Here is a 22,605-nt window from a genome sequence, read left to right on the forward strand (position 1 = left end):
CGGAACCATCTTTTAAGTGCCTAATTTTTAAAGGTCTTTTTATTAAACTGTCCATTTTATAGGGTACAGTTCAAATAACGGGTTCAGTTTTGAAGTACAAAATTATATTTAGAAGATAAATTCACAATAAAATTAGAAACCGAATTGACCTGCAAAATCACATTATAATTAGTATATGAAAACGCCCAGAGTTAAAAAAACTCTGAGCGTCTTTTATTGTCTTATTCAATTAGAGTACCCTTTAGCTTAATTAAAATTAAAGACCAAACTCAAACAAAGTTCTAAACATATTGATTTTACACAATTCATTCTTAAAAAAGAGCGTTAACTATACTTGGAGCAACACACTTTATAATTGTAATGGTTTATAAGCCAATGCTTTGTCTATAATTTCTCTGGCGGTTAATTCTTCATCGCTCCAGAAAATATAATCACTTATTTTAGGGTCAACAACAGACGATTCAACCATGTCCAACCAAATTGTCAGCTCCCATTCTTCTCCTTCCCCATCCATAAGTTTTTGAACCAAGGTAATTAACTCGTCTTTACTTAACTCACCTAACTTTATAGTTTTATGGTTAATAGCTCTTTTTACAATGTATTCTGCACCGTAGTCAGCAAAAAATAATTCTTTTGCATATGGATAGGGAACACTATTTTCAAATACAGTAAGTTTATGTTCAAAATCTTTCCCAAAATCTTGTAGCTCTTGAATTTCTAAAACTAATTTTAATAGTTTCTTTTCGTCCAATTCCTCACTCCCTTTGTTCAAGATAACTGCCTCATTAATCTAAGTACATTTCTTCACATTTTCTATATTCATTTTAACATAAAATTACAATTACCCTTTTGATTTATCAAAATTAACATAGCAAATAGCATTATAATTAACATAGTATTTAACGCGTTGACAATAGCTATTGTCAACATGTTATTTGGGGTGTTATTCCTTATGCTAATTTATATGTTAAAAACAGATAAACGTTGATATAACAAGGAATAAGAACAGACCAAATCAGATGTGATTTGGTCTGTTAATTAGTATGCTATTTCGTGTTTTGTACTCGAAAACCGAACCCGTTAATGTTATAAAAGTGAGTCTTTTTTTCTGTATTATTGGATTTTAAGTGATAGAAAATAAATTTTAAATATTTTGATAGATGGTGCATTTTTAATTATAATACAGCTAGATACATAGAAAAGGGGAATTGTTCATGCAAATAACAAATGAACGAGCAATGTTACGATTAATAGATACAAATGATGTAGAAAAATTATTTTCAATTGTGGAAGGGAATAAAGAAATATGGACGTATTTAATAGCTAAAATGGACAGTTATGAAGATATGCAGCGATATGTTGAAACGGCGGTAAAACGATATGAACAGGGAAAAGATTTACCATTCGTTGTGGTAGATCAAAAAACGAATAAAGTTGTCGGCAGTACACGTTTGTACAATATATCAACAGAAAGTAAGACTGCCGAGCTTGGCCAAACGTGGTATCATCCGAGTGTACAGAGAACGAGTGTAAATACGGAATGTAAGTACATGTTATTGCAGTATGCGTTTGAAGAATTGCAAATGCTGCGCGTGCAAATAAAAACAGAATTGCGAAATGAAAAAGCACAACGAGCAATTGAACGGCTAGGTGCAGTAAAAGAAGGGATATTACGAAATGAGAGAAGGTTACCAAGCGGTTATATAAGGGATGCGGTAGTATATAGCATCATTGCAAGCGAGTGGCCAATCGTGAAAGATCGATTACTGCACAAAATGGACCTGTATAAATAGGAGGCAAACATGACAAATATTGAAACAAAAAGACTAAAGATGATTCCTTTTACATTAGAACTTGTTGAGGCAACGATAAAAGGCAGAGAAGAGCTGCAAGAAATCATACCATATAAAATATCTTTAGAATGGCCAATGCCTGATTATAAAGATATTTTACCATGGGTTGCTGAAGGCTTACGGAAAAATCCGGAACAAAGTAAGTGGAGTGGACTGATTGTTCATAAGGAAGATAATGTTATTATTGGTGATATGGGTTGTAAAGGTGCGCCCGATTCAACTGGTACAGTAGAGATCGGATATAGTATTGTACCAGAATATCAAGGGAAGGGTTATGCGACTGAAATGGCAAAAGCTTTCGTTGAATGGTTAGAACGGAATGAAGAAGTACAAACAATTCAAGCAGATTGTTTAACGAGTAATGCCGCTTCAAGTAGAGTGTTAGAAAAAGCCGGTTTTACATGTGTGCTTGAAGAACAACATATGAAATATTGGATTGTAAAGTGAAGTGGAAGAGGTATACGTCCCTAAGAGGGGGAAAATATACCTCTTTTTCTTACAAAATGATTACTTCTTTTATATACTTTTGTTTCATCATTCCCTTCTGTGAAAAAATTCGTTACAATGGAGTTGTATGAGAAATTTTGTACATAAATTAAATTCATAAAATATGCACCACAAAAAATAGTAAATTAAAAATCCTCTATTTGAATGAAAACCCTTTATAGCACGAATCAATTGTTGAGAAAAGTGCCTTCTTTCAAATGAACTCAAATATAATGATTTAAAATAGATTATTTTTTAGAAGTATGGATAATGCACGGGGGCCAGTACAAATGAAACAAAATAAGAAAAGTAAAAAAAGAAGAGTCTTGCAAGTGTTCTTGCTCATGGTTAGTTCTATCATTCTATTTGTAAGTTATGCAGCTTACGATATTTGGAGTTATCGCTTTAAAACGGATGAGGTGGATACAGATGCTGCTATTGTACTAGGAGCAGCTTCTTGGAACGGAAAACCATCTCCTGTATTTCGTGAAAGAATCAATCATGCGATTTCTTTGTATAAGAATGGAAGTATTAAAAAAATTATTTTTACAGGTGGTACTAAATTTGAAGCAGAGCAGGAAGAAGCACGTACTGCGAAAGCGTATGCATTAAAGCATAACGTAAAGGATGAAGATATATTAATTGAAACACAGTCGCGTTTTACAGAAGATAATTTAAAGAATGCGAAACAGGTTGGAATTGATAATGGCTTACATACGTATACGATTGTAAGTGATCCTCTTCATATGAAGCGAGCGATGAGAATAGCGAAGCATATTGGGATAGATGCATATGCATCACCAACGCCAACATCAGCATATAAAACATTAGATACGGAAATTCCATTTTTCTTTAAAGAATTATGTTCTTATATTGGATATGTTGCATCGTTACCTTTGCGTATATTGAAAGGTGATTAAAAAATAAAGAAAAGGATAGACAAAGGTAGAATGGTTCTACGGAGTCTATCCTTTTTTATGCAAATATGCTTTGGATTTTCTATAACTTTACAAATTATAGAAAAAACTTTCAATAAAAACCTTGTATTTTCATCGGAATAGTGACACAATAGAATGCATAATCAAATATAATCTTATCGAGAGAAGTGGAGGGAACGGCCCAATGAAGCTTCAGCAACCTATCTGTAATAAAAAAGGTGCTAATTCCGAGTAGATAAGAAGGAAAAGAGATGACAACCTTCTTAATATGTAAGGTTGTTTTTTAGTAGGAGGAGAAGGGATGAAACGTTTATTTTTTGCACTTGTAAGTATTGTATGTAGTTTATTTATCATTACGGGTTGCACGCAGACATCAGGGGGCGATCAAAAAGAAATTCGTTTAGGTTTTACACCTGGTCCGTACAGTGATCAAGTGAAAAAAGCGGTACAACCGTACTTAGAGAAAAAGGGATACAAAATTAAAATTGTTGAGTTTAATTCACCAAACGAAACAAATCCAGCATTAACGAATAAGGATATTGATGCAAATATATTTCAAAGTACTGCTTTTATGAAGTCTTACGCAAAAGAAAATAATGCGAAAATTTCAAGTATTATTCAAGTTCCATCAGCACCTCAAGGTGTATACTCTGAAAAACATAAATCATTAGATGATTTGAAAGATGGAATGAAGATTGGGGTACCAAATGATCCAGTTAATTTAGAACGGGCATTACGTATTTTAGAAGGGATTGGCTGGGTGAAATTAAAAGGAAATGTAAATATTTTAACAATTTCCGAAAAAGATATAACGTTTAAAAAGAAAGATTTCAAATTAGTACCACTTGAATCACCACAAATCCCAAGGGCAATGAAAGATTTAGATTACGGCATTATTAACGGAAATCTTGTCATTTCATCTGGACATAAGTTAAAAGAGGCACTGGAATTAGAAAAAACACCATCACAACATAGAATTATTGTTACGGTTCGTGATGAAGATAAAGAAAAACAATTTGCAAAAGATTTAATTGAAGCATACCATTCACCAGAGTTCAAAAAGATGATTCAGTCTGAAGAACAATTTGAAGGGTTTGTGCTTCCTGACTACTTAAAGTAAAGGAGATCTTGACATGACATTATCATTTATAGAAACAGAAGAACAAGTTCTCGTATTGGAGAAGATAACAGAATTCATTCCGCAATTTGCAGGAAGGGAACATCAACTGAGCGAACTAGGCTCTTTTCCTTTTGAAAATATTAAAGACTTACAAAGTATTGGTTATACAAAGTTAACTCTTCCGAAGGATTTTGGTGGGAAGGCAATTTCATTATATGATTTTGTTTTATTTCAAGAGAAGATTGCAGAGGGAGATGGAGCAACAGCTTTGTCTATTGGATGGCATCTTGGAATTGTGAAGGAACTTGCGGAAAATCGCTCATGGAAACCTGAGATGTTTTCTTGGTTTTGTGAAGAAGTAAAAAAAGGCGCCCTTTTTAACAGGGCGGCAACTGAACCGAAGACAGGGAGTCCTACTCGGGGAGGAAAACCAGAAACATTAGCTGTACAAAAAGGCGATAAGTGGATTATAAACGGAAGAAAAACGTTCACAACGATGGCGCCAGTACTTGATTATTTCATCATATCTGCAAGCATTGAAGGGCGAGATGAGATAGGAGAATTTGTGATTCCAAGACACGAAAAGGGTGTGTTGATTGAAGAGACATGGGATAGTGTTGCGATGCGTGGAACGGCTAGCCATGATCTTGTATTACAGAATGTTGAAATCCCGCATAAATTTTTTACAGATGTAAAAGGTTCACAGGCGAAACCGAAAGGAATTGGATGGTTACTTCATATACCAGCATGTTATTTAGGGATTGCGCAGGCTGCAAGAAATTATGCGATTGATTTTGCGAAAGCATATCAACCGAATAGTTTAAATCACCCAATTAGTTTGCTTCCAAACGTTAGAAGATTAGTAGGCGAATTAGAGCTGGAACTCTTGCAAGCTCGTACTTTTTTATACCAAGTTGCGAAAAAATATGATGAGGTGGAAAATAAACAATCTTTACAAGCGGAATTAGCAGCAGCGAAATATATTGCGACGAATGCGGCGATATCAATTGTTGATAAGGCAATGAGAATTGTAGGGGCAAAAAGCTTATCTGAAAAGAATCCACTGCACCGCTATTATTTAAATGTTCGCGCTGGTTTACACAATCCACCGATGGATGATATAACACTCTCATTACTAGCAGATGATGCTTTTAAATCAATTGAAAAGGAGTGAGGGCAAATGATAACGTTACGCGATATCAATAAAACGTTTCAGACGAAAGAAGGTTTATTTCACGGTGTAAAATCAGTCTCTTTGCAAATTGAGGAACATGATATATATGGAATTGCTGGATTAAGTGGTGCTGGAAAGTCTACATTATTACGTACAATGAATTTATTGGAAAAACCGGATTCAGGTGCAGTTATTGTAAATGGAAAAGATTTAACAAAGTTATCCAAGAAAGATTTACGAACAGCAAGACAGTCAATTGGTATGATTTTTCAGCATTTTCATCTTCTTCATAATAAAAACGTATCGGATAATATTGCTTTACCATTAGAATTGAAATCAGTTTCAAAAGAAGAGAGAGAAAAACGTGTAAGAGAGTGTTTGGAGATTGTTGGCTTAAGTGATAAAGCGCATCATTTTCCTTCTCAACTAAGTGGTGGACAAAAACAGCGTGTTGCGATTGCTCGTGCATTAGCAAATGATCCCAAGGTATTGCTTTGTGATGAACCGACATCGGCACTCGATCCGAAAACGACACGATCTATTTTGCAATTTTTACAAAAGATAAATAAAGAGTTAGGAGTTACAATCGTAATTGTAACGCATGAAATGAATGTAATTAAACAAATTTGTAATAAAGTAGCGGTGATGGAAGAAGGAGAAGTTGTTGAATCTTTCCACTTACGTGACCAACATCTAAAACCAACAACAGAAATTGCAAAACTTCTATTAGGTGTAGAACAAGAGAGGGGCATTGCACATGTTCAATAATGTTATCCCACTGCTTCCAGAGATTTGGACATCACTTTTACAAACATTATTAATGGTTGGACTTTCAGTTGGAGCAGCAATTATTTTAGGTGTTCCTTTAGGTGTAATTTTATATTTTACAAGTAAAGGACAAATTTTGGAACAAAATATTGTCCATCGTATTTTAAACGGCATTGTAAATATTATTCGCTCATTTCCATTTATCATTTTACTAGTGGCTCTTGTACCACTTACAAGAACCTTATTAGGAACTACAATTGGTCCAATCGCTGCAACGATTCCTTTATCAGTAGCAGCCATTCCCTATTTTGCGAGACTCGTAGAGCAAGCATTACGCGAGGTTCCAAAAGGTGTAATTGAAGCTGCTGAGGCAATGGGAGCGACGCCACTGCAAATTGTGTGGAAAGTATTGCTCGTTGAAGCGCGTTCAGGCCTTGTATTAAGCTTAACAGTTTTAACAGTAAGTTTTATTTCCTACTCAGCCATGGCAGGTGTTGTTGGCGGAGGCGGTGTCGGCGATTTAGCAATTCGTTTTGGATATTATCGTTTTCAAACAGACGTTATGATTGTTACGGTACTTTTGCTTGTTATTCTCGTTCAATCTGTTCAATTCATTGGGAATAGGATTGCTGCAAAAATTGATAAACGGTAAGTATGAAAAAAGGCTTCGGTATACACCGAGCCTTTTTATAGTGAAAGATGAATTGCTGAGGGTATTCTGCTAAGTTCAAACAATCAGTATAGTTCATAATGAATCAGAGGTAGATGTGTGGGAAATTAGCCCTATCGATATAGATATGAGAGAATGTAGGAGATCTAAATAGGGAATATATACTTTAAAGGGGGAATAACAGTGGCGGAAATTAAATTTGATATTAAAGAAATTTTTGGAACTTTATCACAGTCACCTAAAGGCTGGAATAAAGAGCTCAATTTAATCAGTTGGAACGGAAAAGAGCCAAAATATGATCTGCGTGATTGGGCACCAGAGCATGACAAAATGGGAAAAGGTGTTACATTGACGGTTGAAGAGTTAAAGGCATTAAAAGATATTTTAAATCGTATGGAGTTATAAAGTAAAACTTTAATCAGTGGGGGCTATCCCCACTGATTATCAGCCCTCACCAATCGGGATTTTACGGACAGTTCATCTCCCACCTAACTTCTTTGCTTTTACTGAATTTTGAGGCGGGAGTGTTACTGTCCGTTAATGCGGGATAAAAACGAAATGATTTGTGCAGAGAAAACCACTTTTGAATCATTATTTCAAAAGTGGCTTTTTGTATGGACGTATATGTCGGAAAAGACTATACAATCTTTACCCCTTTATCTTCTTTCTTGTGATGTTCAGGTACATAGATATATTGGGATACGATAAGGAGAACGCTTATAAAAAATATAGGGAACATACTTGATATAAATAGACCATCAATCTTTAAATTAGTGATTAGACAAACGATAATAATGAGTGATGTAAATAGATGAGAAATGTGTTTTCTTAATCGTATTTTATATACCTCTCGCAATATTTCACAGCATACAAATAGGATGAGCATACTTAAAAAAATTACATTTGTATCATAAATAATGAAACAACAGATTAGGCCGAAAAAAGCTAGGTATTCAATGAGTAATGGAATATTACGTAGCATAAGATGTTACCGTACTAAGTAAGGAAGTGGATCAACGGCATTTGTTTTTTCAAAATTCCATTCCCCATTATGTAATTCGAAATGAAGATGTTGCCCAGTTGAATGTCCAGTATTCCCCATCTGCCCCAACACTTGTCCAGTTTGAACGCGATCTCCAGCTTGTACAGATCGGTTTTTCATATGTGCATAAACAGTTGTATATAATTTTCCTTTTATGTAATGAGTGACGAATACGACGTTTCCGTAGCTGCTAGAATAGTAGGATTTGATAACTTTTCCAGCAGCTGCAGCACGAATAGGCTTATCTCCAGTTGCCGTAAAATCGACACCATAATGCATTTGCCCCCATCTGACTTCGAAGTTTGAGCTAACTTGTCCTTGTGTTGGAAATTTAAAAACAGCAGGTATTGAAGGTGACGCAGACTGTTCTTGTTGTTTATTTTGTAATACATATTGCTTTGCAACATATCCATATCCAGAGCCAAAACGAATTTTATACCATGTACCTACTGTGCCTACTACTTGTATTTGTGTCCCATTTTGCAAGGAACCAATAACAGCAGTATTTGTTCCTGCACCATTTCTTACCCTTAGTTTAGGCGTTGCAACATAATAAGAATTATTTTGTATAGTGATTCCTTTAACGAATGGTTGTGAGTTATGTGATACAAATTCTTTTTTTACATATCCTATTTTTCCGTTGTAAGAGATGAGATACCAGTCATTAAGTGTTTCTTGAACGGAGATAAATGTCCCGTTTGGTAATACGTCAAGGATGGATGATTGTATACTTGGTTCTGAACGAAGGTTTAAAGCGCTTGCATTTACGATATGTTGGTTACGCTGTTGATTTAATTTTGTCAACGACAAATTAGATTTTTGTATGTAACCAATTTTGTTTTGAGCGTTTACTTTATACCAGTCACGTGTAGTTTCGAGAATGGTAACAGGTGTATTGTATGAAATACTGCCAAGGGAATCACCATTTGTTGTATTTTCTTGATATAGTTGGACTTTATCAAGTTTTACATATCCGATTTTTACGTTGTTTTTTGGTTGTACAGCAGCTGTTTTCATATCCGCTTCAGTAATTGATGGGAGAAGAGAAGTGACTGCGACAGTTGCTGCTGTCAATGTTGTAACTTTCATATTCATCGTATAATGAGCCCCCTTGTATAATTTGTGGTAAAATTTAGAATTATATTACAAGAATAACAGAAATATAAAGAATATGGAAATAAATGAAAGGGATTTTTGTTTTTCTCAACATAAGATTTATTTGTACGATAATATTTGATGGTTTAAATGAGGCGTGGAAGTTATCCGATATTTTCTAGGAAGATTAACTGCTTTATAGAATTCACAGACTTCATGTGATAAACCTAACAATTTTGAGAAAATAATGAATCTGTTAAGGAGTTTCGAAATCTTTCTTTTCAATTCCTTTTTTTATGTTTTATATGAGAAACCTAGGTTTCTTATTTATGCTGCGGTATAATAATGTGGAAAAAGTACGAAAAGAGGTAGTTTCATGCTCGAAGTCATTGCAACTTGTTTAGAAGATGTGAAGCAAATTGAAAAAGCTGGTGGAAATCGAATTGAGTTAATTTCAGCATATACAGAAGGTGGATTAACGCCAAGTTATGCTTTTATAAAAAAAGCGGTGAAAGCAGCAAACATACCTATCCATGTTATGATTCGTCCCCATGCTAAGTCATTTATATATACAACAGAAGAAATCGAAATGATGAAAGAAGATATTTTAATTGCACAAGAACTTGGTGCAGCAGGTGTTGTTTTAGGTGTATTAAATGAGCAGAATCAAGTTGATGAAAAAAAATTAGCTAATTTATTATCTGTTGTAGATGGGATTAATATCACATTTCATCGTGCGATAGATGAAGTGGATGATCTTATTGGTGCAGTTAAAACATTACGTAATTTTGAAAAGATAACTCATATTTTAACTTCTGGTGGTCAAGGGACGATAGAGGAAAATATACCTGTACTTCATGAAATGCAAAGAGTAAGTAAAGGGGATATTCAGCTCATTGTTGGAAGTGGTGTGACAAAAGAAAATATAAAGCGACTATTGAACGAAACAGGAATTTCAGAAGCACATGTTGGTACTGCAGTCCGAGAAGGTAAATCTTGTTTTGCTGAAGTAGATCAAAAATCTGTACAAGATCTAGTGGTATTAACAAAATCATTATAATACTAGAGAAGAGGGAAAAAGATGGAGAAAAGCAAGAAAAAAGAAATCGTTTCATGGGTTAAAACAATAGGGATTACACTAGGAATCGCTTTAATTGTACGTGGTATTTTATTTACTCCTTCACTCGTACAAGGTGAGTCTATGATGCCTACTTTAGAAAATAACGAGCGTGTACTTGTAAATAAAATTGGTTTTAATGTACAAGGATTAAATCGTTTTGATATTATTGTTTTTCATGGAAAAGAAGGATATGATTTAGTGAAGCGAGTAATTGGCTTACCAGGAGATACGATTGAATATAAAAACGACGTATTGTACGTGAATGGAAAAGCGGTTGATGAACCATATTTAGCAGATTATAAGGACGAGGTATCGAAAGGGAAATTAACTCCTGATTTTACATTAGAACAAAAAACTGGGAAAACAAAAGTTCCAGAAGGTCAAGTGTTTGTGTTAGGAGATAATCGTCAAGTTTCAAAAGATAGTCGCATGTTTGGTTTTGTTTCTGAAGATCAAATTGTCGGAAAAGGTGAAGCGGTATTTTGGCCGTTGCAACAAGTGAGAGCATTGCATTAAAGAGAGAGTTTACGTATACGCGTTAAAAAAGCATTGAATTTTACTTTCAATGCTTTTTTTATTTGAGAAAAATATTGTTTAAATAGAAAGAATATTTTATAATTTTAAATTATATATTTGTTTCAAAAAACGGAATTATTGTTCCGAATTACGGAACTTAGGGGAGCTAAGATGAGTGTAAATAAAACGGCAGTAAAGACGATGGATATTTTAGAACTATTTTATGGACATGAAGAGCTAACGTTAACGGAAATGGTTCATCAGACGGGAATGCCTAAAACATCTGTATACCGTTTAATTGGTTCGCTTGAAGAAATGGGCTTTTTACAAAAGACAACAAGGGGAACATATAGGCTTGGATTAGTATTTTTAAGGTTCGGTCAACTCGTTTCGAAGCGATTGTCAGTACGAAATATTGCAAAGCCATATATGAAAAAGCTTAGAGACTCTCTTGGTCAAGCTGTCAATTTAATTATTCAAGATGCGAATGAGGCAATTTATATTGAAAAAATGGATGGAGATCAACCAGTAAGAGTATACACAGAGATAGGACGGCGAGCTCCTTTATATGCCGGAGCATGTCCGCGTATTTTACTTTCGTATTTTTCGGAAGACGATCAAATGCAGTATATAGAGAAAGTGCAATTACAACGATTTGCAGATGGAACGATAGTGGATAAACAAGAGTTGCAAAGCCTATTATGTAAGGCTAAAAGAGAAGGATATACGATAAGTTATTCGGAACTTGAGAATCATACAGCTGCAATTGCAGCCCCTATTTTTGCAAGTGATGGTAGTGTAATAGCTGGTATTAGTATTTCGGGATTAGAAATAGAGTATAATGAATCGACAATTCCAAACTTTATTACAAAAGTAAAAGAAACAGCGCATCAAATTTCGAAAGAACTTGGCTGGATAGGTGAAAAGGAAGGTATATGATGAAATTTTCAGCACTAGGGGATCAAGCAGTTGTTGTTACGTTTGGAGAAAAAATTGATTTGGATATATATGAAAATGTGCAAAATTTACATCGACTATTAAAGGGAAATCCATTTCTTGGAATGGTTGAGTGTGTACCTTCTTTTACTTCTTTAACGGTTTACTATGATGTATATAAGTTATGGAGGAAAAATGAAAGAAAGGTAGTACCGTATGAGTTTGTATGTGAATACATGAATCGATTGTTTAGTCATAATCAAAATAAAACACAAAAACAATATGATTGTATTTCAATTCCAGTTTGTTATGGCGGGAAATATGGACCTGATTTAGAAGAAGTTGCGGCGTATCATGGGTTATGTGCAAATGAGGTGATTCGTCTTCATAGTGAAGTGACTTATTTTGTTTATATGTTAGGATTTACACCAGGCTTTCCGTATTTGGGTGGTATGCCCAAAGAGCTAGAAACACCTAGAAAACAAACACCACGTCTACAAATAACACCTGGTTCAGTTGGAATTGGTGGAAGTCAAACTGGAATATATCCATTAGAAACACCAGGCGGCTGGAATATTATTGGCCGAACACCGATTGCGTTGTTTCAGCCAAATGAAGAAAAGCCTACATATGTGCAGAGCGGAATGTATTTACGTTTTATCCCAATAACAGAGGAAGAGTACCTGGTTATGGAGGGAGCTAGGAAATGAATGTTGAGGTTTTACATGCTGGGATGTTTACAACTGTTCAAGATTTAGGAAGATATCACTATCAACAATATGGCGTGCCTGTTGGCGGTGCTATGGATCAGACAGCATTAAGAATGATAAATATGTTAGTTGGAAATGAAGAGAATGAAGCTGGATTAGAAATTACAATGATGGGACCAAAGCTTCTTATAAAGAAAACGACATTGCTAGCAATTGGTGGTGCGAATATGGAGCCTCTGTTAAACGGAGAACCCATTCCATTGTGGCGACCAGTTTTAGCGAAAGAAGGTAGCATGCTTTGCTTCAGGAAGACGCAGTTTGGGTGTAGGACATATGTGACATTTGCAGGTGGAATTGATGTTGCAAGTAGTATGGGAAGCAAAAGTACATATGTAAAAGCAGCTATAGGTGGACTAGAAGGACGAGCGCTTAAAAAGGGCGACCTTTTTCAAATTGGTACACCATCAAAATTTGCTACTTGTATGATAAAGAAATTGATGGATGAAGACAGAATAGAAACACGTTGGGGTATATGTAATCATGTTCTACCCAAATATAGTCGCAGCCCAATCATTCGTGTTATTCCAGGTTTTGAATGGGATCAATTTAAGAGTGAGAGTTTAGAGTCGTTTTTTACAAAGGAATATAAAGTTTCCAATTATGCTGACCGTATGGGCTATCGATTTGAAGGTGAAAAATTAAAAAGAATAGAACAATCTGAGATTCTATCAAGTGCAGTTACATTTGGAACAATTCAAGTGCCATCTGGTGGTCATCCAATCATCTTAATGGCAGATAGACAAACGACAGGTGGATATCCGTTAATTGGTAATGTCATATCAGTTGATTTACCTATTCTTGCGCAATTGAAACCAGGTGATTATGTCACGTTTGCAAAGACTTCTATAACAGAAGCGACGGAGCTTTACATCGAGCAAGAACAAAATATGAATCTATTAAAGAAGTTCATCGCTTTACAAGCGTAAAGCAGGAGGAGAGATAGCGTATGGTTACCGTTGACTTAAATTGTGATTTAGGAGAAGGCTTTGGTGCATATAAGATAGGAAACGATGATAAAATTCTTCCGTTTGTTTCATCAGTAAATATTGCATGCGGTTTTCATGCTGGTGATCCAACTGTCATGCGTCAAACTGTTGAAAAAGCGTTGTACCACAATGTGGAAATAGGAGCACATCCAGGATTTCCGGACTTAATTGGATTTGGTAGAAGAATGATGTATATTTCGCCAGAAGAGGTCTATGATTATGCTTTATATCAAATAGGGGCATTAGATGGATTTATAAGAGCGGCAGGAGGAAGGATGCACCATGTAAAACCGCACGGTGCACTTTATAATATGGCAGCCACTGATCAAGAGATTGCGGATGCAATTGCAAAAGCAATTTATCATATAAATCCAGATTTATTTCTGTATGGATTAGCGAAAAGTAAATTTATACAAGCAGCTGAAAAATATGAACTGAAACTCGTGCAGGAAGCATTTGCCGATCGTACGTATCAATTAGATGGAACATTAACAAGCCGAACAGAAGAAAATGCACTCATAAAAAATGAAGATATAGCAATTGAACAAGTGTTGCAGATGGTAAAGGAAAGAAATGTAAAAGCAGTTGGTGGAAAGATTATCAATATCGATGCACAAACAATTTGCATACACGGTGATGGTGAGCATGCAGTTCAATTTGCAGAAAGAATATACAGAACATTTAGATTAAATGATATTTCTATTTGTGCACCAAAGTAGAATAAGGAGGAGATACATAGATGTTGAAACTAATTGGAATATTGCTTGTAGCTGTTGGATTTTTATTTCGCCTTAATACGTTATTGGTTGTAATGGTTGCAGGAATTGTTACTGGTATGGTTGCGGGGATGAGTTTTTATGATGTCATAAGTATGTTTGGGAAATTTTTTATAGAAAACCGATATATGTCTATGCCAATATTATTAACTTTGCCTGTAATTGGAATTTTAGAACGATATGGACTGAAGGAACGTGCAGAAGCATTGATATCAAAATCTAAGGGAGCAACGACTGGTAGAGTATTAATGTCATATTTTACAATTCGTGAGGCTTCGGCAGCTGTAGGACTAAATATTGGGGGACATGCTCAAACAGTAAGGCCTCTTGTTGCACCGATGGCAGAAGGTGCAGCTCATGGACGTTATGGAAAACTACCAGAAAAATTAAAAGAAAAGATTAAAGCGAATGCAGCGGCAGCTGAAAATACGGCATGGTTTTTTGGTGAAGATATTTTTATCGCAACAGGAGCGATTCTATTAATGAAAGGATTCTTTGATTCTGTAGGAATGCATGTTGGTGTGTGGGATATGGCGCTTTGGGGAATTCCTACGGCAATCTCAGCTTTTATTGTAAGTTGGATTCGTTTTAAACAATTCGATAAGTATATTGAAAAAACGATGAAAAAAGAAGAAAGCCAACAAAAGGAGGCGATATAGGATGAATATTATTACACTTGATACAATCTATTATTTATTAGGTATTATTGTTGCCTTTGTCGCGATTCGTGTCGCTTTTGATCGTCAACATCCAAATCGCTTTGGTTCTAGTCTATTTTGGGCATTATTTTCTATTACATTTTTATTTGGAAATATGATTCCATCATTTTATATCGGTTGTATTGTATTAGCAATGGTCATTTTAGCATCATTGAATAAAGTAACGAAGTCCAATGAAAAAGAAGCACCTACTGAAGAACGAGTGAAACATGCAGAAAAACTGAGAAATAAAATTTTTATGCCCGCTATTTTAATTCCTATTTTTACGATTATTGGTACTTTAACTTTAGGAAAGCTAAAGTTTGGAAATGTATTTCTTGTTGATCCTGAGAAAGTCACATTAATTGCATTAGCTCTTGGGGCATTGCTTGCTTTTGTAGCAGCAATGGGAATCACAAAAGCAAAAATAACAGCGCCTGTACAAGAGGGAAGCAGATTATTACAAGCTGTCGGCTGGGCAGTTATTTTACCACAAATGTTAGCTGCGCTTGGCGGTATTTTTGCAAAGTCTGGTGTGGGTCAAGTTGTCTCAGATTTAGTAGGACAAGTATTGCCGACAGAGTATCCATTCGTTGCTGTTATGGCATATTGTTTAGGTATGATGTTGTTTACAGTTGTAATGGGGAATGCCTTTGCCGCATTTGCTGTTATTACAGGAGGAATTGGTTTACCGCTTATCGTTCAAATGCATGGTGGTAATCCAGCGATCATGGCCGCGCTTGGAATGTTTGCAGGGTACTGCGGTACATTGATAACACCAATGGCTGCAAATTTTAATATTGTACCAGCGATGCTATTAGAATTAAAAGATAAAAATGCGGTAATTAAAGCCCAAGCACCAATTGCTATTACCATTTTTGTTATTAATATGTTCATCATGTATGGGCTCGTATATCGATTTTAGTAAGGAGTGGGAATGATGAAGACAGTATTGTTAACAGGATTCGAACCTTTTGGTGGAGAGGAGATTAATCCTGCCTGGGAAGTTGTAAAGCAGCTTGATGGACAAAGCTTTGGAGATTACAAGATTGTTAGTAAACAAGTTCCAACTGTGTTTCATAAATCATTACAAGCGTTAAAGTCTTATATGGAAGAAATAGAACCGGAGCTTGTTATATGTATCGGGCAAGCAGGAGGACGTCCAGATATTACAGTGGAACGAGTTGCAATAAATGTAGATGATGCAAGAATCACTGACAATGAAGGAAACCAACCGGTTGATGTATCTATTGTAGAAGGGGGGCCCGTTGCGTATTGGTCTACACTTCCTATAAAAGCTACTGTAAAAAAACTTCGGGAAGAAGGAATACCTGCTTCTGTTTCTCAAACTGCAGGTACATTTGTTTGTAATCATCTCTTTTATGGACTTATGGACATTTTAGCAAAAAGTGAAAACGGGGCTCGTGGTGGTTTTATACATATTCCATTTTTGCCAGAGCAAGCAAGTAAACATCCTGGACAACCGAGTATGTCGCTTTCAACTATTACAACTGGAATTGAATTATTGGTACGGGTCGCATTAGAGGTAGAAATGGATATTATAGAATGTGGCGGGACCACACATTAAACAAAAGTACAACACCTGCTATGGACAAATGTTATAATAAAGGAAGGATTATACATAGAGGTGAGAGCAATGCAGCAATATGAAGAAGTTCGTTCTGTTATAGAAAAAGCAAATAAGATAACGGTATTAACAGGTGCTGGTGCAAGTACAGAAAGTGGCATTCCTGATTTTCGCTCAGCCAATGGTTTATATGCAGATGCTAAAGTTGAAATGTACTTATCTAGAGGATATTATAACCGTAATCCAAAAGAATTTTGGAAGCATTACAAAGAAATATTTCAAATTAATACTTTCCATCAATACAAACCAAATCGTGGGCATCAATTTTTAGCAAGTATAGAAGAGCAAGGAAAAGATATTGTGGTGTTAACACAAAATATTGATGGTCTGCACCAATTAGGAGGGAGTAAGCATGTGATAGATTTGCATGGTACACTCCAAACGGCTCATTGTCCAAAATGTAAAACGAAATATGATTTGCAATATATGATAGACCATGAGGTACCACGATGTGAAACATGTAATTTTATTTTAAATCCAGATGTCGTTTTATATGGTGATACATTACCACAATATCAAAATGCAATACAGCGTTTATATGAAACGGATGTATTACTTGTTATGGGAACCTCATTAAAAGTGCAGCCGGTTGCATCGTTCCCGCAAATTGCAAAAAGAGAAGTAGGGACAACGACTATTTTAGTGAATGAAGAGTTAACGGGTCAAGAGTATTATTTTGATTATATCTTTCAGCAAAAAATCGGGCAGTTTGTAGATCGATTTTAAATGATGTAGGAAAACCGAGATAAGAGGTATTTATCTCGGTTTTTTGGAGTTTAAATTTTCTTAATTTTCTTTAAAAATACTATAAATTATATTATCTATGTGCTTTAATATTATTAATAGAGGAGATTTTTATATCCGGATGAGAAAGTATGGTTTAATTTTTGTTATTTATAAGATAAAGATACTTTAGACCATAGAAAGAGGAGAGCATAATGAAAAAGAAAGAACAGAAAAAGAAAGAACAGAAAAAGAAACGGAAAAAGAAAACCCATATTCCTTTCCGATTAAATGTGTTGTTTTTCTTTGTATTTCTTATGTTTTCAACTGTTATTGTTCAATTAGGTAAGGTCCAAATTGTTGATGGTGAGACTTATAAAAATGAGGTGGAAAAAAAGGGAGATTTAACGGTTAGTACTCCCGTTCCACGTGGGAAAATTTTTGATCGAGAAGGCCACTCGATTGTTGATAATAAACCATTACGGACAATTACATATACAAAAATGAAAGGTGTTAATTCAGAAGAGATTTTAAATACGGCAAGACAACTTGCGAAGATGATTGAAATGCCGCAGGAGGCTATAAATAAGTTAACCGAGGTAGATAAGAAAGATTTTTGGATGCAATTACATAAGAAACGTGCAGCAGAAAAGGTTACAAAGGAGGATGAAAATAAATTAAGAGCAAAAAAAATAGAGGGAAAAGAATTAGATAAAAAGGTGGAAGAAATTAGACGTGAGCGAATTACAGCGGAAGAGTTAAATGAACTTACCCCACAAGATATAGAAGTATTAGCTATTAAAAGTAAAATGAATGCAGGATATAATATGACTCCTAAAATAATAAAAAAAGATGTAAAACCAGAAGAATATGCAGTAATTAGTGAAAATTTAGCAAATCTTCCAGGTGTGGATACGACCGTAGATTGGGAACGTGAGTATCCATATGATAAAATACTTCGTTCAGTACTTGGAAACGTTTCAAGTGCTGATGAAGGACTACCGAAAGAGCAATTAGATTATTATTTAGTTCGTGATTATAACCGCAATGATCGGGTTGGAAAGAGTTATATTGAAAAGCAATACGAAGACGCCCTACATGGTATGAAAGCGCAATCGAAAAATATTACAGATAAAGAAGGGAAAATACTTCGTACTGAACAAATTACGAAAGGGAGAAGTGGCAATAATTTAATGCTAACAATTGATATGGAATTGCAAAAGAAAGTTGAGGAAAGCATTGAAAAAAACTTAATGGCGTTCAAAGCTGTAGAACCAATGTTGGATCGTGCCTTTGTGGTAATGATGAATCCTAAAAACGGACAACTTTTGTCAATTTCAGGAAAAAACTAGTAAATAAAGATGGAAATATTCAAGTAGAGGATTATGCCCTTGGTACAATGACAAGTTCATATGAATTAGGTTCAACAGTCAAGGGAGCTACGCTACTAACAGGTTATCAAACGGGTGCGATCAAACCATTTACTCATTTTTACGATGCACCGAGGACATTTAAAGGGACAACAAAAGCAAAGAAATCATGGAAAGATTTTGGTGATATTGATGATGTCAGAGCTTTACAAGTATCTTCTAACGTATATATGTTTAACACAGCTTTAAAGATTGCGGGGATTGATTACGTACCGAATAGTCCGTTAAATGTTAAACAAGAAGTTTTTAATAAAATGCGTTATCATTTTGGGCAATTTGGTTTAGGCGTTCCAACGGGGATTGATTTACCCAATGAGACTGCGGGACAACGTGGAAGAAAAGATAATACACCAGGATTCTTACTTGATTATTCAATCGGTCAATATGATACGTATACACCGCTTCAGCTTGCGCAATATATTTCGACGATTGCGAATGGTGGTTATCGTATGAAACCACAAATTGTACAAGAAATTAGAGAGCAACCGAATAAAGCTGAGGATATAGGAAAGATAGTTCAATCAATGGAACCGGTCATTTTAAATCGTGTAGATATGGACATATCCTATATTAATCAAGTGAAAGAAGGATTTAAGAAAGTGTTTCAAGAAGGCGATGGAACCGGTGTAGCACACTTTCAAAATCTACCGTATAAGCCTGCTGGAAAAACAGGAACAGCAGAAACAGTGTATGGTGGTGATAGTAATATAGGTAAGGATGAAAATGGAGATAGAAAAAAGTGTTATAATTTAACCTTAGCTGGTTACGCACCTTATGACTCTGATCCAGAAGTGGCATTTTCTGTTGTTGTACCATGGGTAAACGATGATAAATCAGGGATTAATTCTAAAATTGGAAGAGAAATTTTAGACGCATATTTTGATTTGAAAGTGAAAAGAGTGGGTGGAAATCCAGTGCCTATGGAACAGCCGAATAAACAGCAATAAAAGATTTTTACATTTACATAGAATAACAGGACAGTGAGGCATTTTAGGGGATGAAGGAAAGTCATGGAGCAGATTACTAGAAAAGAGTGGGACAAACTTATTTTGCTTGTATTCGTTATAATTGTTATGATTCAGTCTTTTACATTGTGTAAAGTAGAATTTGTGTATTATCCTTTTTCTAAAGCTAAGATTTTAGAATAACAATTCATCCGAAAAAGAGTCCTAAAAGGTAATGGAGCATACCTGTTAGGACTCTTTTATTATGATATTCTTATCGTTTTAATAAAAAAACGGTGTTGTTTCACATCAAAATACCCTTTTTGTAGGATAAGTTGATGTATTTTGTACAATTCATTTACATATGTTTCAGTTTTAAAATCAGGCACTTGCCAAGGAATTGCTTGTAAATAATAGACGAGAGCACTGATATCATAAAACCTTTGAACGGGAAACTCTTCTTTATATGTTAAAACTTTAAAACCATGTTGCTCGAGTTCACTTAGAGCAGTTTCTAAATTCCAATTTGTAAATTCAGAATTGAGTGGTGCTCCTAGTGCTTCATTGATTTCCGCACAATCTAAGCCACCTACTTGCTGCGTAAGAAAGATGCCATTTGGAGAAAGGATTCTTTTTACTTCGGAAACAGAGTAGGATTCGTGTTGATTTAAAATCAAATCGAATTGTCCATCATCAAATGGTAAAGTCTCATCATTGGTTACTTCTAGAACCTTTACACCTAAAGGTTCTAAATGCTTTTTTGCTAATGGGATATTTGGAGAATACCCTTCAGTCGCATAAATAGAAGGAGGGAATGGTCTTAACATGGATAAGAATTCTCCACCACCTGTTCCCATATCAAGCATAGAATTCGTGTTTTGAATAAGGGAAAAGGCCATGCTACCGTAGGACCAAGAAAGTAATTGACTCTTCATACGATCAGTTTCTGTAATAAAGGAAAAATCCCATCCAGTAAAGCTTGCGTTTGCATTTTCTAATAAGGTGAAAAATAATTTATCATTCTTCATGTTAAATCCTCCTGTTTACTATATTCAAAATAGGGTGAATATAATAAACAGGAGGAGGACCTCTAATTACAATATACGGTTGTTACGTTTCGTGTTCTAGTATTTTCATATGAAATCACTCCTGGCAAAAGTATGTTGTTTTACCTTCTAGATTTACGAGTATAATACCTTCTAAAAGTAAAAAATAAAATAGATGTAGCTGTACAGTGGTAATAAATAAAGTCCCATAAACGGCCGTTTTCGGTACTTTTTAAGGAAACTAGATTGGATATATATGTTAGGATAGAGAAGAGATTGCGAAGAAATATACTTAAGCCAACACCAATAAAGGAATCCACGTTTTAGACTACCTAATTTGTGGATTCTTTTTATTTTAACCTAAATATAATTCGGAAAATATTGTATTTTTATGTGTTTCTTACCGAATTATTTTTTTACATTGATGCTGGAACAATAATGGTGTATGACGCATAGTATAAAACATATACCGTATAACATACACCAAGAAAAGAGGTGGATGAATGAATACTTTATTGAACTCATTAACGACAGAGCTTAGGAGAGGAACTTTGACGTTAGCTGTTTTAAGTCAATTACAAAAGCCCCAGTACGGATATTCACTTGTTCAATTGTTAGAACAGTCAGGTATTAACATTGATCAAAGTACTTTATATCCATTGTTACGCCGCTTAGAAAAACAAGAGTTAGTAACAAGTAGTTGGGATACATCTGAGAGTAGACCGCGTAAGTACTATGTTCTAAGCGAATATGGTTTGGAGATTTTTTTACAGTTAAAAAGGGAATGGATGGACAATTCTAAAAAACTCTTAGAAGTGTTAAAAGGGGAGAAAGATGATGAATCTAATTGAGATTTATATACAAGAAGTGACTCGAAGACTGCCTGAAAAAAATCGTGAAGATATTGCTCTCGAGTTAAGATCAACCATTGAGGATATGTTACTTGATGATTACAGTGAAAAAAATATAAAAGGGGTCCTTGAAACATTAGGGAATCCCGCTATATTAGCTAGTAAATACCGTGATCAACCAATGCATCTTATTGGCCCTCACTATTTTGAGACATATGTTACGTTATTAAAAATGATTTTACCGATTGCTGCTATTATTTCTCTAATCTCGATCATTCCCGAATATTTTATAGGGTATCATGGCGAAGAAGCAGTAATTAATGTGGGTTTTGATATTATTGGTTTTTGTATAGGGAGAATCGTTGAAGTAGGTATGCACGTCTTTTTCTGGCTGACACTTGTTTTCGCGCTTATTGAACGAGTAAATCATTCGAAAGGAAGTCACCCATTCACAACAAAGTTTACCAAATGGACAGCTGATGATTTAAAAAACACACCTTATATTCCTAAGAAAAAAGTCATCACGAAATTCGAAGTATTTGGAAGTTTATTATGGACTGCTATTTGGGCAACAGTTTATTTTTACGCAAATCATCTTGTAGGTATATATCGAAGTAGTACACACGGACTTGATTTTGCGGCTCCAGCTCTTAATCAGGATGTATTGCTTCAGTATTGGCCAATCGTTCTTGTTGTAATCGGTTTAGAAATAGTATTATCTATTTATAAATTAATTAAGGGACAATGGACAAAAGGAATAGCAATATTTAATACAGCTTTTCAGCTTATTGGAACCATTGTATTCATTGTGATAGTAACGAATCCAAATGTAATGAACCAAGATTTTATTACGTATACAGCTGATTTATTCACTATTACTACTAAACAACTTGAATCGCGGATAGTTGGCGGTGCAATTTTCTTCTTTATGTTATCTGCGGCAATCAGTGTATTTGATGGTATCCGCAAGGCTAAAATTCATTAATCAGCATTCGCCTATTACAATAATGGGGTT

The 22,605-nt window shown here is 35.0% G+C and carries 24 protein-coding genes, 1 pseudogene and 1 riboswitch; of the genes and pseudogenes, 22 read left to right on the forward strand and 3 right to left on the reverse strand.

Features of this window, described 5'->3' with window-relative positions; genetic code table 11:
* Nucleotides 1-349: 349 nt before the first annotated feature.
* Nucleotides 350-772, reverse strand: a complete 423-nt coding sequence (locus tag JDS96_RS22605; RefSeq protein WP_199668070.1) for an e9imm peptide — start codon at nucleotides 770-772, stop codon at nucleotides 350-352.
* Nucleotides 773-1,214: 442 nt separating this feature from the next.
* Here JDS96_RS22605 and JDS96_RS22610 point away from each other — a divergent pair, with 442 nt between their 5' ends.
* From JDS96_RS22610 to JDS96_RS22645, 8 genes are all read left to right on the forward strand, one after another.
* Nucleotides 1,215-1,793: a GNAT family N-acetyltransferase gene (locus JDS96_RS22610; RefSeq protein ID WP_199668071.1), complete on the forward strand. Its 579-nt coding sequence runs from the start codon at nucleotides 1,215-1,217 to the stop codon at nucleotides 1,791-1,793.
* A gap of 9 nt (nucleotides 1,794-1,802) precedes the next feature.
* On the forward strand, nucleotides 1,803-2,300 hold the full coding sequence (locus tag JDS96_RS22615; protein ID WP_199668072.1) for a GNAT family N-acetyltransferase: 498 nt from the start codon (nucleotides 1,803-1,805) through the stop codon (nucleotides 2,298-2,300).
* Between the two features lie 329 nt (nucleotides 2,301-2,629).
* Nucleotides 2,630-3,259 (forward strand): YdcF family protein, encoded by a 630-nt coding sequence (locus tag JDS96_RS22620; protein ID WP_018766823.1) that lies wholly within the window; start codon nucleotides 2,630-2,632, stop codon nucleotides 3,257-3,259.
* A gap of 170 nt (nucleotides 3,260-3,429) precedes the next feature.
* Nucleotides 3,430-3,519, forward strand: a riboswitch (SAM riboswitch).
* A gap of 59 nt (nucleotides 3,520-3,578) precedes the next feature.
* Entirely contained in the window at nucleotides 3,579-4,397 is an 819-nt protein-coding gene (locus JDS96_RS22625; protein WP_098161544.1) for a MetQ/NlpA family ABC transporter substrate-binding protein, read from the forward strand.
* Nucleotides 4,398-4,410: 13 nt separating this feature from the next.
* Nucleotides 4,411-5,571, forward strand: a complete 1,161-nt coding sequence (locus tag JDS96_RS22630) for an acyl-CoA dehydrogenase family protein (RefSeq protein WP_003198488.1) — start codon at nucleotides 4,411-4,413, stop codon at nucleotides 5,569-5,571.
* Nucleotides 5,572-5,577: 6 nt separating this feature from the next.
* A complete protein-coding gene (locus JDS96_RS22635) occupies nucleotides 5,578-6,339 on the forward strand; it encodes a methionine ABC transporter ATP-binding protein (RefSeq protein WP_018783130.1) in 762 nt (253 codons plus the stop codon).
* On the forward strand, nucleotides 6,329-6,991 hold the full coding sequence (locus JDS96_RS22640) for a methionine ABC transporter permease (RefSeq protein ID WP_199668073.1): 663 nt from the start codon (nucleotides 6,329-6,331) through the stop codon (nucleotides 6,989-6,991). The genes JDS96_RS22635 and JDS96_RS22640 overlap by 11 nt, the downstream gene beginning before the upstream one ends.
* Nucleotides 6,992-7,192: 201 nt before the next feature.
* Nucleotides 7,193-7,414: a YdbC family protein gene (locus tag JDS96_RS22645; protein ID WP_003198493.1), complete on the forward strand. Its 222-nt coding sequence runs from the start codon at nucleotides 7,193-7,195 to the stop codon at nucleotides 7,412-7,414.
* Between the two features lie 583 nt (nucleotides 7,415-7,997).
* Here JDS96_RS22645 and JDS96_RS22650 read toward each other — a convergent pair.
* On the reverse strand, nucleotides 7,998-9,146 hold the full coding sequence (locus JDS96_RS22650; RefSeq protein WP_003198495.1) for an SH3 domain-containing protein: 1,149 nt from the start codon (nucleotides 9,144-9,146) through the stop codon (nucleotides 7,998-8,000).
* A 376-nt stretch (nucleotides 9,147-9,522) separates the two neighbouring features.
* Between JDS96_RS22650 and JDS96_RS22655 the strand changes: the two genes are divergently transcribed.
* The 12 genes and pseudogenes from JDS96_RS22655 (at nucleotide 9,523) to JDS96_RS22710 (ending at nucleotide 19,897) form a co-directional block, all read left to right on the forward strand.
* Nucleotides 9,523-10,206 (forward strand): copper homeostasis protein CutC, encoded by a 684-nt coding sequence (locus JDS96_RS22655; RefSeq protein ID WP_199668074.1) that lies wholly within the window; start codon nucleotides 9,523-9,525, stop codon nucleotides 10,204-10,206.
* 21 nt (nucleotides 10,207-10,227) lie between these two features.
* Entirely contained in the window at nucleotides 10,228-10,782 is a 555-nt protein-coding gene (gene lepB, locus JDS96_RS22660) for a signal peptidase I (protein ID WP_003207624.1), read from the forward strand.
* A 171-nt stretch (nucleotides 10,783-10,953) separates the two neighbouring features.
* Nucleotides 10,954-11,721: an IclR family transcriptional regulator gene (locus JDS96_RS22665; protein ID WP_199668075.1), complete on the forward strand. Its 768-nt coding sequence runs from the start codon at nucleotides 10,954-10,956 to the stop codon at nucleotides 11,719-11,721.
* The gene (gene pxpB, locus JDS96_RS22670) at nucleotides 11,721-12,428 is read left to right on the forward strand and encodes a 5-oxoprolinase subunit PxpB (protein WP_018783126.1); all 708 of its coding nucleotides are present in this window, start codon (nucleotides 11,721-11,723) and stop codon (nucleotides 12,426-12,428) included. Before JDS96_RS22665 ends, pxpB begins: the two co-directional genes overlap by 1 nt.
* Complete coding sequence (locus JDS96_RS22675; RefSeq protein ID WP_199668076.1) at nucleotides 12,425-13,414, forward strand: 5-oxoprolinase subunit C family protein; 990 nt, start codon at nucleotides 12,425-12,427, stop codon at nucleotides 13,412-13,414. The genes pxpB and JDS96_RS22675 overlap by 4 nt, the downstream gene beginning before the upstream one ends.
* Nucleotides 13,415-13,434: 20 nt before the next feature.
* On the forward strand, nucleotides 13,435-14,193 hold the full coding sequence (pxpA, locus tag JDS96_RS22680) for a 5-oxoprolinase subunit PxpA (protein WP_199668077.1): 759 nt from the start codon (nucleotides 13,435-13,437) through the stop codon (nucleotides 14,191-14,193).
* A gap of 20 nt (nucleotides 14,194-14,213) precedes the next feature.
* Entirely contained in the window at nucleotides 14,214-14,909 is a 696-nt protein-coding gene (locus tag JDS96_RS22685) for a DUF969 domain-containing protein (protein ID WP_003198508.1), read from the forward strand.
* Nucleotide 14,910: 1 nt separating this feature from the next.
* Nucleotides 14,911-15,873: a DUF979 domain-containing protein gene (locus JDS96_RS22690; RefSeq protein WP_003198510.1), complete on the forward strand. Its 963-nt coding sequence runs from the start codon at nucleotides 14,911-14,913 to the stop codon at nucleotides 15,871-15,873.
* Between the two features lie 15 nt (nucleotides 15,874-15,888).
* Nucleotides 15,889-16,536: a pyroglutamyl-peptidase I gene (gene pcp, locus JDS96_RS22695; protein ID WP_199668078.1), complete on the forward strand. Its 648-nt coding sequence runs from the start codon at nucleotides 15,889-15,891 to the stop codon at nucleotides 16,534-16,536.
* Between the two features lie 69 nt (nucleotides 16,537-16,605).
* On the forward strand, nucleotides 16,606-17,322 hold the full coding sequence (locus JDS96_RS22700; RefSeq protein WP_018766832.1) for an NAD-dependent protein deacylase: 717 nt from the start codon (nucleotides 16,606-16,608) through the stop codon (nucleotides 17,320-17,322).
* Between the two features lie 212 nt (nucleotides 17,323-17,534).
* Nucleotides 17,535-19,696: pseudogene (locus JDS96_RS22705) on the forward strand (peptidoglycan D,D-transpeptidase FtsI family protein).
* 63 nt (nucleotides 19,697-19,759) lie between these two features.
* Complete coding sequence (locus JDS96_RS22710) at nucleotides 19,760-19,897, forward strand: hypothetical protein (RefSeq protein WP_003198518.1); 138 nt, start codon at nucleotides 19,760-19,762, stop codon at nucleotides 19,895-19,897.
* A gap of 59 nt (nucleotides 19,898-19,956) precedes the next feature.
* Here JDS96_RS22710 and JDS96_RS22715 read toward each other — a convergent pair whose 3' ends face one another.
* A complete protein-coding gene (locus JDS96_RS22715; protein WP_199668079.1) occupies nucleotides 19,957-20,721 on the reverse strand; it encodes a class I SAM-dependent methyltransferase in 765 nt (254 codons plus the stop codon).
* A gap of 521 nt (nucleotides 20,722-21,242) precedes the next feature.
* Here JDS96_RS22715 and JDS96_RS22720 point away from each other — a divergent pair.
* Both JDS96_RS22720 and JDS96_RS22725 read left to right on the forward strand, forming a co-directional pair.
* Nucleotides 21,243-21,590: a PadR family transcriptional regulator gene (locus tag JDS96_RS22720; RefSeq protein ID WP_003198521.1), complete on the forward strand. Its 348-nt coding sequence runs from the start codon at nucleotides 21,243-21,245 to the stop codon at nucleotides 21,588-21,590.
* Nucleotides 21,577-22,575, forward strand: a complete 999-nt coding sequence (locus JDS96_RS22725) for an HAAS signaling domain-containing protein (protein WP_033797866.1) — start codon at nucleotides 21,577-21,579, stop codon at nucleotides 22,573-22,575. The genes JDS96_RS22720 and JDS96_RS22725 overlap by 14 nt, the downstream gene beginning before the upstream one ends.
* Nucleotides 22,576-22,605: the final 30 nt, after the last annotated feature.

Source organism: Bacillus cereus group sp. N21 (assembly GCF_016483395.1).
In the GTDB taxonomy this organism is placed as follows: domain Bacteria; phylum Bacillota; class Bacilli; order Bacillales; family Bacillaceae_G; genus Bacillus_A; species Bacillus_A pseudomycoides.

Bases quoted from the DNA above. Each gene is read 5' to 3' on its own strand.
- JDS96_RS22620 (WP_018766823.1), top strand. From the start codon at position 2,630: ATGAAACAAAATAAGAAAAGTAAAAAAAGAAGAGTCTTGCAAGTGTTC.
- pxpA (WP_199668077.1), top strand. From the start codon at position 13,435: ATGGTTACCGTTGACTTAAATTGTGATTTAGGAGAAGGCTTTGGTGCA.
- JDS96_RS22720 (WP_003198521.1), top strand. From the start codon at position 21,243: ATGAATACTTTATTGAACTCATTAACGACAGAGCTTAGGAGAGGAACT.
- JDS96_RS22610 (WP_199668071.1), top strand. From the start codon at position 1,215: ATGCAAATAACAAATGAACGAGCAATGTTACGATTAATAGATACAAAT.
- JDS96_RS22625 (WP_098161544.1), top strand. From the start codon at position 3,579: ATGAAACGTTTATTTTTTGCACTTGTAAGTATTGTATGTAGTTTATTT.
- pxpB (WP_018783126.1), top strand. From the start codon at position 11,721: ATGAAATTTTCAGCACTAGGGGATCAAGCAGTTGTTGTTACGTTTGGA.
- JDS96_RS22690 (WP_003198510.1), top strand. From the start codon at position 14,911: ATGAATATTATTACACTTGATACAATCTATTATTTATTAGGTATTATT.
- JDS96_RS22710 (WP_003198518.1), top strand. From the start codon at position 19,760: ATGGAGCAGATTACTAGAAAAGAGTGGGACAAACTTATTTTGCTTGTA.
- JDS96_RS22650 (WP_003198495.1), bottom strand. From the start codon at position 9,146: ATGAATATGAAAGTTACAACATTGACAGCAGCAACTGTCGCAGTCACT.
- JDS96_RS22635 (WP_018783130.1), top strand. From the start codon at position 5,578: ATGATAACGTTACGCGATATCAATAAAACGTTTCAGACGAAAGAAGGT.
- JDS96_RS22700 (WP_018766832.1), top strand. From the start codon at position 16,606: ATGCAGCAATATGAAGAAGTTCGTTCTGTTATAGAAAAAGCAAATAAG.
- JDS96_RS22675 (WP_199668076.1), top strand. From the start codon at position 12,425: ATGAATGTTGAGGTTTTACATGCTGGGATGTTTACAACTGTTCAAGAT.
- JDS96_RS22665 (WP_199668075.1), top strand. From the start codon at position 10,954: ATGAGTGTAAATAAAACGGCAGTAAAGACGATGGATATTTTAGAACTA.
- JDS96_RS22615 (WP_199668072.1), top strand. From the start codon at position 1,803: ATGACAAATATTGAAACAAAAAGACTAAAGATGATTCCTTTTACATTA.
- JDS96_RS22630 (WP_003198488.1), top strand. From the start codon at position 4,411: ATGACATTATCATTTATAGAAACAGAAGAACAAGTTCTCGTATTGGAG.
- lepB (WP_003207624.1), top strand. From the start codon at position 10,228: ATGGAGAAAAGCAAGAAAAAAGAAATCGTTTCATGGGTTAAAACAATA.
- pcp (WP_199668078.1), top strand. From the start codon at position 15,889: ATGAAGACAGTATTGTTAACAGGATTCGAACCTTTTGGTGGAGAGGAG.
- JDS96_RS22725 (WP_033797866.1), top strand. From the start codon at position 21,577: ATGAATCTAATTGAGATTTATATACAAGAAGTGACTCGAAGACTGCCT.
- JDS96_RS22715 (WP_199668079.1), bottom strand. From the start codon at position 20,721: ATGAAGAATGATAAATTATTTTTCACCTTATTAGAAAATGCAAACGCA.
- JDS96_RS22655 (WP_199668074.1), top strand. From the start codon at position 9,523: ATGCTCGAAGTCATTGCAACTTGTTTAGAAGATGTGAAGCAAATTGAA.
- JDS96_RS22685 (WP_003198508.1), top strand. From the start codon at position 14,214: ATGTTGAAACTAATTGGAATATTGCTTGTAGCTGTTGGATTTTTATTT.
- JDS96_RS22640 (WP_199668073.1), top strand. From the start codon at position 6,329: ATGTTCAATAATGTTATCCCACTGCTTCCAGAGATTTGGACATCACTT.